We start from the raw sequence: 14,624 nt of genomic DNA, 5'->3' as shown, positions 1-14,624 counted from the left end.
ATTGTGTCTCGGTTCTTTTTGCCGGGGCCACGAGAATAGGACAACACGTCTGGAGGGTGCAATGGCTGAGACCACATGGAAGTCTATACTCACTAAATTGGTTGGTGGGGACCATCTGGACATGGAGGAGTCACGTTGGTATGTGGACGATCTGATGCAAGGCGATGCGAACCCCATCGCCGTAGCTGCCGTGCTTGCCATGCAGCAGCAGTTGGGATTGACGGAACAGGAGATAGAAGGCGCAGCAGAAGCCATGGTGGCCCATGCCGTTCCTCTTGAGATCGCCGGGGAGAGCACGGATATCGTCGGCACTGGTGGTGATGGTGCATCTACAGTGAATCTTTCAACCATGGGCTCTGTTGTTGCGGCGGCCGCAGGTGTGAAAATAGTCAAGCATGGCAACCGTGCGGCATCGTCGCGGTGTGGTTCCGCTGATGTCATCGAACGTTTGGGTGTTCCTTTGGAACTGAATGCGAGCCAAGTGGCGCAGATTGGAGAAGATGTCGGTATTACTTTCGCCTTCGCCAAGACATTCCATCCTGCAATGAGATTCGTTGGTCCGGTGCGCTCTGCCCTTGGCATACCGTGTGTCTTCAATGTACTTGGACCATTGACCAATCCGGCGCATCCTCAACATGTGGCCATTGGTTGCGCCGACCGAAGCCTCAGTCCACTCATGGCCTCCGTCTATGCGAACAGAGGGCAGAGCGGCATGGTATATACTTCGGCCGAAGGCCTTGATGAGATGGCGCCTACCGGTTCTGTTTCAGTTTGGGAGATTGCGGATGGATCGGTGCGTTATGAGGAGTTCGACCCTACGCAGGCGCTTGGTTTGAGGCGAATCGACATCAGTGCCCTGCGTGGTGGTGATTCACGGGAAAACGCGGCAATCTTCCATGAGTTTTTGCAGGGCCGCGACATTCCTTCCAGACAGACGGCGCTGCTGAATGCAGCATCGGCCATCGTAGCGGATGGACATTTGGTGGATCCGGCCTCCGATTTGGAACATAGGTTCCAGCAAGGCTACGAGATAGCGCGTGAAGCCGTCGACAGTGGCAAAGCGCAGCGACTATTGGATCGTTGGGTATCGGTCGCGCAATCCATGTCGGGCCAGTGAACTCTGATCATCAGAACTTGCATCGGGTGACCGATGGAAATCATGGGTTAGAGAGATCGTCAAATCGTCGGTGATCATATTGTGTCTCTGATTTTGTTGTCACTGCAGGTATGTCTTGTTTCCAATAAAGTAGGATCCGACTTATTGACCTTATTGTTGAAGAGGGACGTATACCGGCGTCATGGCTCGAACGAGCGTATCAGACTCTGGCACCGTCGTCCGTGGCGTCTTGTCTTGTTTCGGTGAAGCCGCGGTGCCTGATGATCAAACCCGTCGCGCCGACAAGCGCGCATAAACCGAATATGGTGGCAAGCGGTGCCACATATCTGGAAAACAGAACGGATGCGATGACTCCCAAAGTCCCGATTATCAACAATAGCCAAAACACAAGTTTTGATGTCGAGAAGTCTTCGACCTTCGGGTCTGGAGGTATGAAATCGTCATGTGAATCCATGACATCATCGACATCAAGCCAGCTTGTTCCCTCGAAATCCCTGGGCCCGTGGTTTGACGAGTGGTCGCGTGTAAACGAGCTTCTTGACAGGTCATCGACGGACAACAGTGGCTGGGTATGGTGTTTCCGAGCCCTTCTCTCGAAGCATTTCGCATTGTGCGAATGGCTGATTCTGTCAAAATCGTCTTTATGTTCGGCGGTAAACTGCTCCCATGCCTCGTTCCAATCGGCATCCCTGCCGTCGCCCGACCCGTCCCTGCGTTCCGGATGCGACGATGCTTCCTTCGCGCGTTCATTATCGGAAGGTCCGTCTTCTTCTCTGTCGCTGTCGCTGGTATTCTTGAGACTAGTCATACTGTTCACTGTAATCTAGTGTTCGGTCAAACCGAGCCCGGAAGAGGCGTTATGTTGTATTGGTTTTTCGTCAAGGCACTTGGTCCTCTGGCGCGTTGGCGTATGGATCCCAAAGGCGAAGGGGTGGAGAACATACCGACCAGTGGGGGCGGCATCATCGCATCGAATCACCTTGCTGTGATCGATGACGCGCTCATTCCGCTGACCAGTCCACGTATGGTTCACTTCATGGGCAAGGCCGAGTATTTCGAGGGGAAGGGAATCAAGGGTAGATTCAAGAAATGGTGGTTCACTTCGGTCGGCGTGTTCCCAGTCGATCGTGAAGGCGGCTCCAAGGCTGAGGGTGCTCTGACACACGCAAGAACGATTCTAGAGCAGGGGCATCTGTTCGGCATTCATATCGAGGGAACGCGAAGTCCTGACGGCAGATTGTATCGTGGACATGTCGGTGCGGCCAGGCTGGCTTTGCAGACGGGTTGCCCGATAATTCCCACGGCTGTGATCGGCAGCAGGGAGATTCAGCCGGCGGGTAAGATCATCCCCAACAAAGGTCATAGCGTAGTACGTTACGGTACCCCGATCAGTGTGGAACGGCTGGATGACTCCCAGATAACCCATGATCGGCTGCGTGAACTGACCGGTCGCATCTCGAAGTGCATCGAGTCGTTGAGCGGGCAGGAGTACGTCGACGAATACGCCCAGACCGTCAAGGCACGTATCAGTGGACAAAGTCGAACTCGCTAGGAGAGAGTACCTCGAGATTCGAGATGGCGATTGATGGTGCTGCCTAGGCGTTCCGTCTCATTTAGGTGCGACATCATCCAACGGCAGTCGGAGCTTCAAATCACAGTCAAGGTGATGACGGTTTTATTGCCATTCTTGTCACGTACTGGAACCTGTTGGCCGGCTCCAATGGATTGGAAACGGACGGTGTGATCGATGTCGCTCAACGGAGCCGATATTCTGACGTCAAATCCCAGATCAGACAGGATCTTTCTCGCTTCGTCAACGGATTTGCGCCGTACGTCGGGAACGGTGACTGTTTCAGGTCCTTTCGACACCACCACTTCGACGGAATCACCCCAATGCAGTTGTGCGCCTTTCCGCACGGATGCCGAAACGACGGAACCTGCTGGAACCGAGTCATTGAAAGCTTCGGTGTACGTCACCTTCAGCTTGGCATCATTGAATGCGGATTGGGCTTCGTTCTGGGTTTTGCCAATCACATCCGGCATGCTTACGGGCATCGGCCCTTTTGAAAGCACCAATGTCACCTTCGAATCGTGCCTGATTCTTGTCCCTGGTTTGGGGGTGATGCTCTGAAGAGCTCCGGCGGGAATGTCTTGTGAATATTCGTCTTTTGACTCGTTGTGCACAATATTCGTGAAACCGGCTTGCCGGAGGGTTTTGATCGGATCTTTTCCGCTTGCGGTTTCAGGATTGACGATATCGGTGGGAATGGCGACGCGGCGTACGCCCTTCGATAGGATGATCTCCATCTTAGTTTCGCCCCGTTTGCTCAGTTTGGCGCCGACGAAGCCGGGTCGGGTCGATACGACCTTTCCGGTCCTCACGTCGTCGCTGTATTCCTGTCTAACGGTGTAGGGCATGCCTGCATCGTTGAGTATACGTCGATATTGGGGCCAGTCAACATCATTGATAGGGCATGACGTATCTGCGTCGCAAGCCAGGTCATCGGGTTTGGGAACGGGCCAATAACTTCCGGGTCCAAGGAAATGCCACCATCCGAGTCCAGCTGCAGCCAGCGCCACGATAAGTAAGCCGATGCCAGCGGCCACGAGCGTCCTTGGTCGTTTCCGTGACCGTACCGTAGTGGTCGGAGCCACCGGCTCCAATGCGGCGCCAAGGCTTCGTGTTTCGGAATCGCCCGCGCCTTGTACCGTCCCCTCGGGTGTCATGGCTCGTGTCGGCATGGCATGTATCGGCGTTTGGTTCGTACCTGCCAGGCGTGGGACGTTGGGCATCGGCTGTTTCGATGCGGTTTTTTGTTGCGAAGGACTGAACGCTCGGGTCTGATCCATCATCGGTCCGGCTGAAGACGCCAAGTCGACCGGGGGAACCGGAGGAGTCGGCGCCGCGGGCGAGGGAGAGGCGGATGGAGCCAGTGCCGCTGATGCCGGTCTCATGTATGACCAGTCAGTGGTGCCGAGTTTCACCTGCAACATCTGCAGAAGTTCCAACGCGCAGGAGGCGTCTGCTGGCCTGTCGTCAAGGTTGCGCATGGTCAAGCGTGCGATGAATTGTGATATCGCCGGATTGATCCCAGGGCAGACCGAAGAGAGCGGCGGCACGTCATCATGCACGTGTTTGAACACCATGGTAACCGGGTTATCCGAAAGGAAGGGCACGCTCCCGGAGAGCATCTCCCATGCCATGATGCCTACGGAATACAAATCGCCCTGGGGGGTGGAGTCGTTGTTTTCGATTATCTCCGGCGCAAGGTAGGCAGCCGTGCCCAAAAGCATGCCTGTTGTGGACACTGTTGCCTGGGAGACCGCCCGAGCCAAGCCGAAATCGGTGATCTTCACACGTCCCCGGTCATCGAGCAGGATATTTTCAGGCTTGATGTCGCGGTGAATCACGCCGGCGGCATGCGCTGAAGCTAGACCATTCAAGGTTTGCGAGATGATTCGCAGGGTTTCGCGTACGTCAAAGGTGCCGTGCGTGTTCATTTCCTGACGCAAGTCGATGCCGTGGACGTATTCCATGACTAGGAAGCTCAGCTCGTTCCATTCTCCTGTGTCATATACTTGCACGATATGAGGGTTTGCGATGGCTGCGGCGGACCGGGCTTCACGGTGGAAGCGTTCGATGAATTGATCGCGCTGCGGTCCATGGGCAAGCTGTGTATGCATGACTTTGATGGCCACGACCCGTTCCAGGCGTTCGTCGGTGGCTTTATAGACCGTAGCCATGCCACCGTCGGCGATGCGCTCGATGATTCGGTAGCGTCCGTCAAGCAACTGGTTGGGTTCGATGGTGATTTCGGTCATTTCAGCGATTATTCCTCGGGTTCGGTTACTGAGAGCATTTTACATGTCCCTGGGTATCTGTGAAAGCTGTTGCACCTGTAAGGCAATAGACAGGATGTGCCGACAGTGTGAGGCCGAGCTCTCGGGGTACGACATCAACGATGTTGGGACTTGAACCCGACGAACTCGCGGCAGGTGGCGACGAGGGATTCGCATGCATACCCGTCGAATTCGTATCGTTCGAGGGCGTTTAGGCTTTGTGACGTCAGCAAGTCTATGCGCCGCTTCGATTGTCCGATGGCGTCGGTGGAATCGAGCAGTCCCAGCATGAGTGCAATGTCTGCATCGCTGCGTCGTTCCGATGCATAGATGCATTTGACGGTGTTTTTCCCGTCGTCGTTGAGGTCATCCAACATGTCCGCAAGCAGGACGGTGCGTTTGCCTTCCAGAATATCGCCGCCGACGGGCTTGCCCGTGTCTTCGGGGTTGCCGAAAATATCGATGGCATCATCGCGAAGTTGGAAGGCGACACCCAAAGGCAGTCCTATCGCTCGAGCGGCCGGGCGGGCTTGGACATAAGGCATTCCTGCACACAGGAATCCAAGTTCCAGTGGTGCCACGGTTGTGTAGCTCGCGGTCTTCCAGGCGTACACGTTCAACGCCGCCTGTCTGATCCTGGCGGGATCCTCGAGGTCAAGCCGTTGCGCGGCTTGGTCAAGACATTGACCTATTTCTACGGCACGCTGCATGTTAAGGAAAACGGGCTGGAATTTCTCCAAACCGACCCTGTGCAATGCACGGAAGGCGACGTTCGCGCTCAACGTGGCCAGCATATTGCCAAGCATCAAGGCGAGGGCCTTCCCACTTTGGGCATCGTTCGTAAAGTTCGACAATGACATATGAGCGCTTGGTTTTCCACGGCGCAGCGGAGAGTCATCCATGATGTCGTCGTGCACCAATGCGCTCGTCTGATATATTTCGACGGCGCATGCCAAATCAAGGGCAGTTGCCTGAGCATCGTTCGTCGTTGCGGCCGCACGATAGGAGTCCAACAGTAGTCTTGCCCGCAATCTTTTCCCGCCGGCGTTCATGATCAAGGCCTGGTCCTTCAACGCATCCACGGTCGCTCGAAGGCAGGGCTCAACGTCCTCGTCGTCGAAGTTCAGGTATTCGGCTGTCAACTGTGCCATACGTGTATCGATGGTCGAATTCAGCTCTGCGGTGTCCATGGTTCAAGCCTAACCCCTGTACGGTATGTCAGGGAACGACGCGTCGCCGCGACACGGTTGTCCACAAAGCGCGTTCGACTGTAACAGTCATGCACATGGCAGCGTCTTGTTTGATGAAACAGCCTGTGTCTGAAAGCATGTAAACAACAGGAATCCGGATGGGTCAGGGCCGGGTCCGTTGTATCGAATTAGCAATACAGAGGTGCGGCGATGGAACATGACGAAGGATTATGCGCAGCAAGTGGACTTGGGAACGACGGTTCGTGCGGTGGGCCGCCATCGATTGACATGCAATGGCTTGAAAAGTTTTCTGCCACGTATCATCAATGCGCGCTAAGCGAAGGCGTTCAGCAGGCTCGCAAGACGATGTTCGCTCCGGCCTTGGTGCAATGGCACAAAGGTCTGCTTGACTCTTCGCGATGCCTGAGTCGAAACGACATGGCTGTGCTTGGGAGTGCGATGAGCATCACCTTGGCGGTGCGAGACGCATTGATTTTGTCCGTGGTGGCACGGGATGGGGAATGCGGAGAGTCGTCGATCATCGAATATGCGGTCCATCCGCATGATCCCAACAATGTTCGTCATCTATACCAGGTGCTTGACGCGGCATTCAACGATCGAAATGTCGAACCCGAAATGGCGAGGTGTCACCGCGCGGTGCGGATGCTCAAAGGCATGTTGCGCTCGTTGCCCAGGCAGTACACGACACAACCGTCGGCCGTACTGGCCTATGCTTTATGGTGGATGAACGACGGCAGCGCGCTTTCATACGCCAGGATGGCATTGGAAAACGATCATGAATGCACGTTGGCACGGATAGTGGGCGTTGCCCTCGAACGTGATCTGCATCCGGCATGGAGTTCATGATCAGTTTAGACACCTCGCTGTGCCATCGTCGGCCGTCTGTGGAGCTCCATGCCGGCAAACGATTATGCCGGTCCTTGTTCTTCGGAATAATCTGTGTTCTGCTGTGGTTGTAAAATAAGGGAAAATATCTTCTATGATAATGCCGGCATCCATGTTATGACCGGACACGTATGATATGTTCCTTCAGGAGGAGAAGCTTGGCTAACAAGAGAGAGACACCAGTGGCTAAACCTATGCATAAAGATGACGAGGAACCTGTGGAGAAGGTACAGAAGAAGAGGCGAGTTTCAAAGCCTTCCACGAAGACGGCGAAGGAGAGCGCGGCGAAGTCCGCTCAGGTGAGTGCTCGACGCCCGAAAAAGAGCAAGGCTGGCTCTTCGGCCGATACAGACAAGCCTACGGCAAAGACCCGAAGGAAAACCGTTACAGGAAAAGACAAGAAGCGGAAAGAAGACGCCGCATCATACGATGAGCATGAGGAAAAGGAAGCGTCAATAGCCGAATCCTCGCGAGACGAAGATTTCGAAGACTCGGATGGTGATGACAACATCGATTTAGAGGACCTCAATGACGTCGATGTTGATGACGTGGATTTGGAAGTCGATTCCGATGAAGATCAGGATTCCGAGCTTGACGACGATTCGGAAGCCAATGAGGATGATTCGGACGAAGATGAGACGAAAGCGCAGGACTCGCCTTTGCCCAAAGCCAAAGGTGCTTTCGTAGTGCGAGATGATGACGACGACGATAACCTGACTCCTTCAGGCAATCCGAAGCGTCGTGTGGTGGCGGCTGGCGCAACTGCCGATCCAGTGAAGGACTACCTCAAGCAAATCGGACGTGTAAGCTTGTTGAACGCCGAGCAAGAGGTGGATCTTTCCGAGCGCATTGAGGCTGGTCTTTATGCTCAGCACCTGCTCGACGCCGAATCCGAAGGCATGGATTTCAAACGCAAGCGCGAGCTCAAGTGGGCAGCCAACGATGGCAAGAAGGCCAAGGACCATTTGCTGGAGGCCAATCTCCGATTGGTCGTATCGTTGGCCAAGCGTTACACCGGGCGCGGCATGCTGTTCCTGGACCTTATTCAGGAAGGCAATCTGGGCCTGATTCGTGCGGTCGAGAAATTCGATTGGAAAAAAGGCTTCAAATTCTCCACATATGCGACTTGGTGGATTCGTCAGGCCATTACTCGTGCCATGGCCGATCAGGCACGAACCATCCGTGTACCCGTGCATATGGTCGAGGTCATCAACAAGCTTTCGCGTGTTCAGCGTCAGATGCTTCAGGATCTGGGTCGAGAACCGACGCCTGACGAACTTGCCCGTGAGTTGGACATGCCAGTGGAGAAGGTCCAGGAGGTGCAGAAGTATGGTCGGGAACCCATCTCGCTCCATACCCCGCTTGGCGAGGATGGTGATTCCGAATTCGGTGATCTGATCGAGGACACCGACGCTATCGCACCTTCCGACGCGGTTGCCTTCTCGCTGCTTCAGGAGCAGTTCAAACAGGTGCTTGAGACGCTTTCGCCCCGTGAAGCCGGGGTAATCAAGATGCGTTATGGTCTGGAAGATGGACAGCCAAAGACCTTGGATGATATCGGACGTGTCTATGGCGTGACTCGAGAGCGTATCCGTCAGATCGAGTCCAAGACGATGTCCAAGCTTCGGCATCCTTCCCGGTCACAGACGCTGCGTGACTTTTTGGATCAGTGAGTGTGGCCGTGGTAGAAGAATATAACGCCAGTGACTTATCGGTGCTTGAGGGCCTGGATGCGGTGCGCAAGCGTCCAGGCATGTACATCGGCACCACGGACAGCCAGGGACTGATGCACTGTCTTTGGGAGATAATCGACAACTCGGTGGACGAGGCATTGGCTGGTGCATGCACAAGAATCGTGGTCACCCTGCACGCGGATGGTTCAGTAGAGGTCGCGGACAACGGACGTGGCATCCCCGTCGACGTCGAGCAGAAAACCAAACTGACCGGTGTCGAAGTGGTGCTCACCAAACTTCATGCCGGGGCGAAATTCGGTAACTCTTCATATAATGCCGCCGGCGGTCTGCATGGAGTCGGTTCCTCCGTCGTGAATGCCTTGAGCTCCCGGCTTGATGTGGAGGTAGACCGCAACGGCAAGACCTACCACATGGCCTTCCATCAAGGGCATCCGGGTGTCTACTCGGATCCAGACGCCCAGCACAGGTCGCCCGAAAACAAGTTCACCAAGACGAGGAAAGGCAAACCCACTGAACTCGAGATCATTGGAAAGGTCTCTCCCAAGACGACGGGTACACGGGTCCGTTATTGGGCCGACCCGGAGATCTTCAATGAAACGGCGCACTTCAGCTACGAGCAGCTCATAGACAGGGTACGCCAGACAAGTTTTCTGGTCCCTGGTCTGAAGATTGTCGTCATCGATGAGAACATCGAGGAGACAGGGGATGAATCGCTTGACAATTTCATAGAAAACGACGTCTTGCCGCCCTCTTCGGCAGTTGTAGAAACGCGGGGGTGGTCTGAAGAGACCACGTCCGAAGATATTCAGTCACCGGTTAATGTTCCTGGTGTCTCATCGTCTGAACCTGATTCTGAAGACCCGAAATCATTTGACGGATCTGGCCTTATCCTCGACCGTGCATCGGGTAATTCCCACAGACGCGTCGAGGAATTCCTTCATACCGGAGGGGTTAAGGACTTCGTTGACTTCCTTTCATCGGGGGAGCCGGTCAGCGACATCTGGACAATAAGCGGCAGTGAGAAGTATACCGAAGAGACGCAAAGTGTGGATGAGAACGGTGACCTGCACGGCGGCAAAGTGAGCCGGGACTGTGTCGTCAACATCGCCTTGCGTTGGGTCAATGGATATGACACCACCATTCGCAGCTTCGTCAACGTGGTGGAGACCCCGGGCGGCGGTATGCATGTTGACGGCTTTTTGCAGGGGGTCACCAAACAGGTTCGTAAAGCCGTGGAGGATAACGCACGCAAACTTAAGGTGAACCTCAAGGACAGCCAGATGAAGGTGGAACGCGATGACATTCTGACCGGTTTGGTGGCTGTCGTTACGGTTCGCATTGCCGAGCCCCAGTTCCAAGGGCAGACCAAGGACGTTTTGGGCACTGCTCCGGTACGGCCCATTGTCTCAAGGATGACCGATAGACAGTTTGGGGAAATGATTAAGGGCTCAAAGCGTGGCTACAAGGAACAATCCTCGCGAGTGCTTGAGAAGATCGTAGGCGAGATGCACGCCAGAGTCCAGGCGCGCAAGACCAAGGAGGTGACACGGCGCAAAAACGCATTGGAATCAGCTTCCATGCCTGCCAAGCTTTCCGATTGCCAGCCCGGTAATGATGACATCGCCGAACTGTTCATCGTTGAGGGCGATTCCGCTCTTGGCACCGCCAAGGCCGCGCGGAACTCCGGTTTTCAGGCGCTTCTTCCGATTCGGGGGAAGATTCTCAACGTGCAGAAGGCCAGCATGAACCAGATTCTCGCCAACAAGGAATGTTCCGCGATAATCCAGGTCATTGGCGCGGGATCGGGTGCGAGTTTCGATCTGAGCCAGATACGCTATGACAAAGTCATCATGATGACTGACGCCGATGTGGATGGGGCGCATATCCGTATCCTTCTGCTCACTCTTTTCTATCGCTTCCTGCGCCCCATGATCGAATACGGGCATATCTATGCAGCTGTACCACCGCTGCATCGCATAGCGTTGACAGGAAAACGAAAAGGTGAGTTCATTTACACGTATTCCGATGATGAGTTGGAAGGCAGGCTCAAGGAACTCGATGGCGACGGGGTGAGCTACAACCCGGATGTTCAGCGATACAAGGGCTTGGGTGAGATGGATGCCGATCAGCTGGCCGATACAACCATGGATCCGCGCAGTCGTATGTTGCGGCGTATCACCATGAAAGAGGCTGAGGATGCGAGCGGGATTTTCTCGTTGCTCATGGGGGATGATGTTCCGCCGCGGAAACGCTTCATCGTCGACAACGCTGACGACTTCGACAGAACCAAGATCGATACATGATGAATCGTTCATGCTTTCGGTCGATTGGTGAATGTGTCCGGTTTTCCAGATGGACAAATCGGAAAGCGATGAATCAGGGCCGGAGCAGTTCGAGATCGGTATTCGTCTCCTGTTCCGATCCTGATACGTGTTGGTCTGTCTTCGTAATGCCGCGTGGCTCAGTTGGACGGTGGCTCCGGATCTTGGCGGCGCGGGCTGTGATAACGGGTCGGTTGCCCGTTCAAGTCATTGTCACAGATGACGACGTGATTTGTTGACTGATGGCGCAGGATGCCCTTAAAGAGGTTACGGGACGTGCCGTAATGGGTACGGAGGAATCGACCGCATCGTGCCGTGTGCACCGTTGATGATAGCATATGTAAGCGTTTACATATGTCATATCGATGCGTGAAGTCGGGCATCAAGAACCGGAGGGATCCATACCGTGACCAATCTGCTTTTGGCTGTCATCTATCTGGCGTTCATCTCATTGGGGTTGCCCGATTCACTTTTGGGGGCGGCATGGCCTTCGATGGGGCCGCAACTCCATGTCCCGCTTTCCTGGGCGGGAGGCGTCTCCATGACGATTTCCGCAGGGACGATAGTTTCTTCCCTGCTATCCGATCGACTTACGCTTCGCATCGGCGCCGGGAAATTGACCGCCATATCCGTCGGTGTGACGGCGCTTGCGCTGTTCGGTTTCTCGTTGGCCCCCAATTACTGGATACTGCTGCTCATTGCCGTTCCCTATGGTCTCGGCGCCGGTGGCGTGGATGCTGCGCTCAATAACTATGTTGCGGTGCACTATGCGAGCCGGCACATGAGCTGGCTGCACTGCATGTGGGGGATAGGCGCCTCCGTGGGTCCCTACATCATGGGGTTCGCTCTTTCGAAGCAGCATAGCTGGGAGCTTGGCTACCGCATCATCGCTGTTCTTCAGATACTGCTCACTGTGATTCTCGTATTTTCGCTGCCATTGTGGAAGAGCCGTAAGGACGAGGCGTCGAAGGGTGCTTCGACAAGTGGCGGAGGTGCCGTAGTCGACGGTTCAGGTGGTCACGCCGCTCAGGAGGAGCGATCTAAGCGTAAGCCGTTGACTTTGCGGCAGGTGTTTGCCTTGCGCGGCGCCGTCGAAATCATGGTCATGTTCTTCTGCTATTGCGCAGTGGAATCCACGGCCGGACTTTGGGCCAGCAGCTATATGGTGTTGCATTCGCATATAGACAAAACCCTTGCCGCATCCTTGGCAAGCCTGTTTTATCTGGGCATTACCGGTGGCCGTGCCCTGAGCGGCTTCATGACCATGCGCTTCGACGATTCAACGATGATTCGAATCGGCCAGATCGTGCTTGCCTGCGGGGTCGTGCTACTGCTGTTGCCGATTCCCGGCAAGGCAGCGGTGATTACAGGTTTGGTACTGGTAGGCCTAGGGTGCGCCCCCATTTATCCTTGTGTCATTCATTCGACACCAGCGTATTTCGGTGCCGATAAATCACAAGCCATCGTCGGGGTGCAGATGGCCTGCGCATACACGGGATCGATGCTGATGCCACCGGTCTTCGGTCTGATAGCCGACCATATATCGATAGCCTGGTACCCCGTTTTCCTTGGGGTGCTTCTTGTCGTCATGGCAGTCATGCATGAGCGACTGCGGCGTGTAGTCAAACACTGAGGCGCTTATGCCGCGGTTGGCTCGGGGTGGCGTACAAGGATGTTATTGGTCCCTGTGAAATGACACCAAGGGTATGGCATGAGGCGTTCAACAGCTGTTGAACGCACGCTGAGACACCGTACTTGGTTTGATATGTCGTTTACATGACGGGATCAACAAAAGTCAGCTGTGCAGCCTCGCTTTGTGCGTTGCTTTCGCCACCAGCCACAGCAGCGTCGATATCGTTACGATGATGAAGCTCGGAGGTGCCGGGAAAAGCGCGGAAAGCAACAGACCACCCCAGATGGAGACGAGGCATATGACGCTTGCGCACACCATGGAAGCCATCGGGGAATGTGTGATGATGTTCGCTGTTGCCGACGGGGTCACTACCAATGCGAAGATGAGCAACGTGCCTACGGCCGGAACCGCGACGGTGATGACGCCTGCCATGATGGCCATGAACAGTACATTCATGAGGCCGACCGGCACGCCTTTTGCCTGGGCCACCTGCTCATCCAGGGAGCTGAACAGCAATGGTCGATAAATGACGGACAGGAGTGTTAACAGCACCACGTCAAACAGCGCGAATCCTATGATCTGGTCATCCGTTACCGTCAGTATGGATCCGAACAGTATGGCTTGCATCTGCTGTGACGCAGAGCTCGAAAGGCGTGCAAAGAAGAGCCCAAGTCCGGAGGCGAAGGCCAGCACGGTCCCCGTGGCTATCTCGCGTTGGGAAGCACGTTTGCCAAGTGCACCGATGACAAGCGCCCCACCCAAGGCGAATACGCCCAAACCCAAGGATACCGGCAGGCCAAGCAGCACCGCACCGGTGGCTCCAGGCAGACCTATGTGAGCCAGGGCATGTGCTGCGAACGTGGAGTTGCGTGCAATGGTGAAGTAGCCCATAACGCCGGCGGCTATGGCTATGCACAGACCGGCGGCGAACGCGTTACGCATGAACGGCGCCGAGAGGATGTCAATCCAATTGCTCTGTATGAGGGATTCAAGTGAACTCATTGAATGCTACTTCCTGTTCCGTTTCGGCCTGAGCTGTCGCTTGTGTTGTCCCGTCGCAGGTCGTCATGTACGTGGTTGTGGAATCGAGCCGCCTCCGCCGGGGAGTGGGTATCGGGCGTGGTGTCCTGAGGTTCGTCAGGAGTGGGCGTGACGAACATATCCCCCTGGGGTGTGGTGACCACTTGGACGGTGGTTCCGTACAGGTGCGTGAGCAGATCCGCGTCAAGCACCTCATTCATCCGAGCGTAATGGGGATGCCCGTCGAGAAGGTACACGGCTCCATTGAGGATGGGGAGCAGCATGTTCAAATCGTGCGCCACCACCTGTATGGTCATGCCGAATTCCCTGTTGAGCCGAGCCAATACATGAACCGTCTCCCTTTGGGATGCGAGATCGAGGTTGGCAAGCGGCTCGTCGAGCATGAGTAGGTCCGGTTTCCCTACAAGAGCCTGTGCAATCGCCACACGTTGGCGCATCCCGCCGGACAATTCGGAGAGCGGGACGTCCACCTTATCCGCCATCCCGGTGAATTCCATGGCTTGGTAGGCCCGTTCTCGTTGTTTGGATGTTATGGGGTGTATGCCGAACCTCGTTCCGTTCAGACCCAGAAGAACGGACTGACCAGCGGTCAGGTTTGAGTCGATGTCACCAGCGTAGTTCTGAGGAACGTAGCCGATGCGGTTGTTATGGGTACCCGCATCGGCGCCAAGCACTTTCACCGTTCCCGTCTTCAGGGGGATCAAACCGAGTTCCACTTTCATCATCGTGGTCTTTCCTGCGCCGTTGGTACCGACGATCGCGCTCACCGAACCGGTGGGGATTTCGAAATTCCCACGGCTCCAAATGGTACGTCCGGCAAGGCTGACACTGGCGTCATGGAAGACGATTGCAGCCGTATCCTTTGACATGTTCACCTTTCTC

At 55.3% G+C, this 14,624-nt stretch carries 11 protein-coding genes; 6 read left to right on the top strand and 5 right to left on the bottom strand.

Annotated features, from left to right (window positions below):
- Positions 1–61: 61 nt before the first annotated feature.
- Entirely contained in the window at positions 62–1,117 is a 1,056-nt protein-coding gene (gene trpD, locus BBOMB_RS02575; RefSeq protein WP_044086721.1) for an anthranilate phosphoribosyltransferase, read from the top strand.
- Positions 1,118–1,316: 199 nt separating this feature from the next.
- Here trpD and BBOMB_RS02570 read toward each other — a convergent pair whose 3' ends face one another.
- Entirely contained in the window at positions 1,317–1,925 is a 609-nt protein-coding gene (locus BBOMB_RS02570; protein WP_044086720.1) for a hypothetical protein, read from the bottom strand.
- Positions 1,926–1,976: 51 nt separating this feature from the next.
- Between BBOMB_RS02570 and BBOMB_RS02565 the strand changes: the two genes are divergently transcribed.
- A complete protein-coding gene (locus tag BBOMB_RS02565) occupies positions 1,977–2,669 on the top strand; it encodes a lysophospholipid acyltransferase family protein (protein WP_044086718.1) in 693 nt (230 codons plus the stop codon).
- Between the two features lie 95 nt (positions 2,670–2,764).
- On the opposite strand, the gene BBOMB_RS02560 is transcribed toward BBOMB_RS02565, so the two are convergent.
- Both BBOMB_RS02560 and BBOMB_RS02555 read right to left on the bottom strand, forming a co-directional pair.
- Positions 2,765–4,939, bottom strand: a complete 2,175-nt coding sequence (locus BBOMB_RS02560) for a Stk1 family PASTA domain-containing Ser/Thr kinase (RefSeq protein WP_044086717.1) — start codon at positions 4,937–4,939, stop codon at positions 2,765–2,767.
- A gap of 134 nt (positions 4,940–5,073) precedes the next feature.
- Positions 5,074–6,108 (bottom strand): polyprenyl synthetase family protein, encoded by a 1,035-nt coding sequence (locus BBOMB_RS02555; RefSeq protein WP_161787691.1) that lies wholly within the window; start codon positions 6,106–6,108, stop codon positions 5,074–5,076.
- Positions 6,109–6,357: 249 nt separating this feature from the next.
- Here BBOMB_RS02555 and BBOMB_RS02550 point away from each other — a divergent pair, with 249 nt between their 5' ends.
- The 4 genes from BBOMB_RS02550 (at position 6,358) to BBOMB_RS02535 (ending at position 12,701) form a co-directional block, all read left to right on the top strand.
- Positions 6,358–7,014, top strand: a complete 657-nt coding sequence (locus tag BBOMB_RS02550) for a DUF4192 family protein (RefSeq protein ID WP_044086713.1) — start codon at positions 6,358–6,360, stop codon at positions 7,012–7,014.
- Positions 7,015–7,211: 197 nt separating this feature from the next.
- Entirely contained in the window at positions 7,212–8,726 is a 1,515-nt protein-coding gene (locus BBOMB_RS02545) for an RNA polymerase sigma factor (protein ID WP_414133046.1), read from the top strand.
- A gap of 8 nt (positions 8,727–8,734) precedes the next feature.
- Entirely contained in the window at positions 8,735–11,050 is a 2,316-nt protein-coding gene (locus BBOMB_RS02540; protein WP_044086943.1) for a DNA gyrase/topoisomerase IV subunit B, read from the top strand.
- Positions 11,051–11,474: 424 nt separating this feature from the next.
- Positions 11,475–12,701: an MFS transporter gene (locus tag BBOMB_RS02535; RefSeq protein WP_044086711.1), complete on the top strand. Its 1,227-nt coding sequence runs from the start codon at positions 11,475–11,477 to the stop codon at positions 12,699–12,701.
- A gap of 162 nt (positions 12,702–12,863) precedes the next feature.
- On the opposite strand, the gene BBOMB_RS02530 is transcribed toward BBOMB_RS02535, so the two are convergent.
- Both BBOMB_RS02530 and BBOMB_RS02525 read right to left on the bottom strand, forming a co-directional pair.
- Positions 12,864–13,703 (bottom strand): metal ABC transporter permease, encoded by an 840-nt coding sequence (locus tag BBOMB_RS02530; RefSeq protein WP_044086709.1) that lies wholly within the window; start codon positions 13,701–13,703, stop codon positions 12,864–12,866.
- Positions 13,700–14,611, bottom strand: a complete 912-nt coding sequence (locus tag BBOMB_RS02525; protein WP_044086707.1) for an ABC transporter ATP-binding protein — start codon at positions 14,609–14,611, stop codon at positions 13,700–13,702. The genes BBOMB_RS02530 and BBOMB_RS02525 overlap by 4 nt, the downstream gene beginning before the upstream one ends.
- Positions 14,612–14,624 lie beyond the last annotated feature (13 nt).

This window comes from Bifidobacterium bombi DSM 19703 (assembly GCF_000737845.1).
Classification (GTDB): domain Bacteria; phylum Actinomycetota; class Actinomycetes; order Actinomycetales; family Bifidobacteriaceae; genus Bifidobacterium; species Bifidobacterium bombi.
This window is presented reverse-complemented; position numbering and strand designations above follow the sequence as displayed.

Coding starts and splice junctions, on each gene's coding strand:
- BBOMB_RS02525 (WP_044086707.1), bottom strand. CDS start 14,611: ATGTCAAAGGATACGGCTGCAATCGTCTTCCATGACGCCAGTGTCAGC.
- trpD (WP_044086721.1), top strand. CDS start 62: ATGGCTGAGACCACATGGAAGTCTATACTCACTAAATTGGTTGGTGGG.
- BBOMB_RS02565 (WP_044086718.1), top strand. CDS start 1,977: ATGTTGTATTGGTTTTTCGTCAAGGCACTTGGTCCTCTGGCGCGTTGG.
- BBOMB_RS02550 (WP_044086713.1), top strand. CDS start 6,358: ATGGAACATGACGAAGGATTATGCGCAGCAAGTGGACTTGGGAACGAC.
- BBOMB_RS02530 (WP_044086709.1), bottom strand. CDS start 13,703: ATGAGTTCACTTGAATCCCTCATACAGAGCAATTGGATTGACATCCTC.
- BBOMB_RS02560 (WP_044086717.1), bottom strand. CDS start 4,939: ATGACCGAAATCACCATCGAACCCAACCAGTTGCTTGACGGACGCTAC.
- BBOMB_RS02570 (WP_044086720.1), bottom strand. CDS start 1,925: ATGACTAGTCTCAAGAATACCAGCGACAGCGACAGAGAAGAAGACGGA.
- BBOMB_RS02555 (WP_161787691.1), bottom strand. CDS start 6,108: ATGGCACAGTTGACAGCCGAATACCTGAACTTCGACGACGAGGACGTT.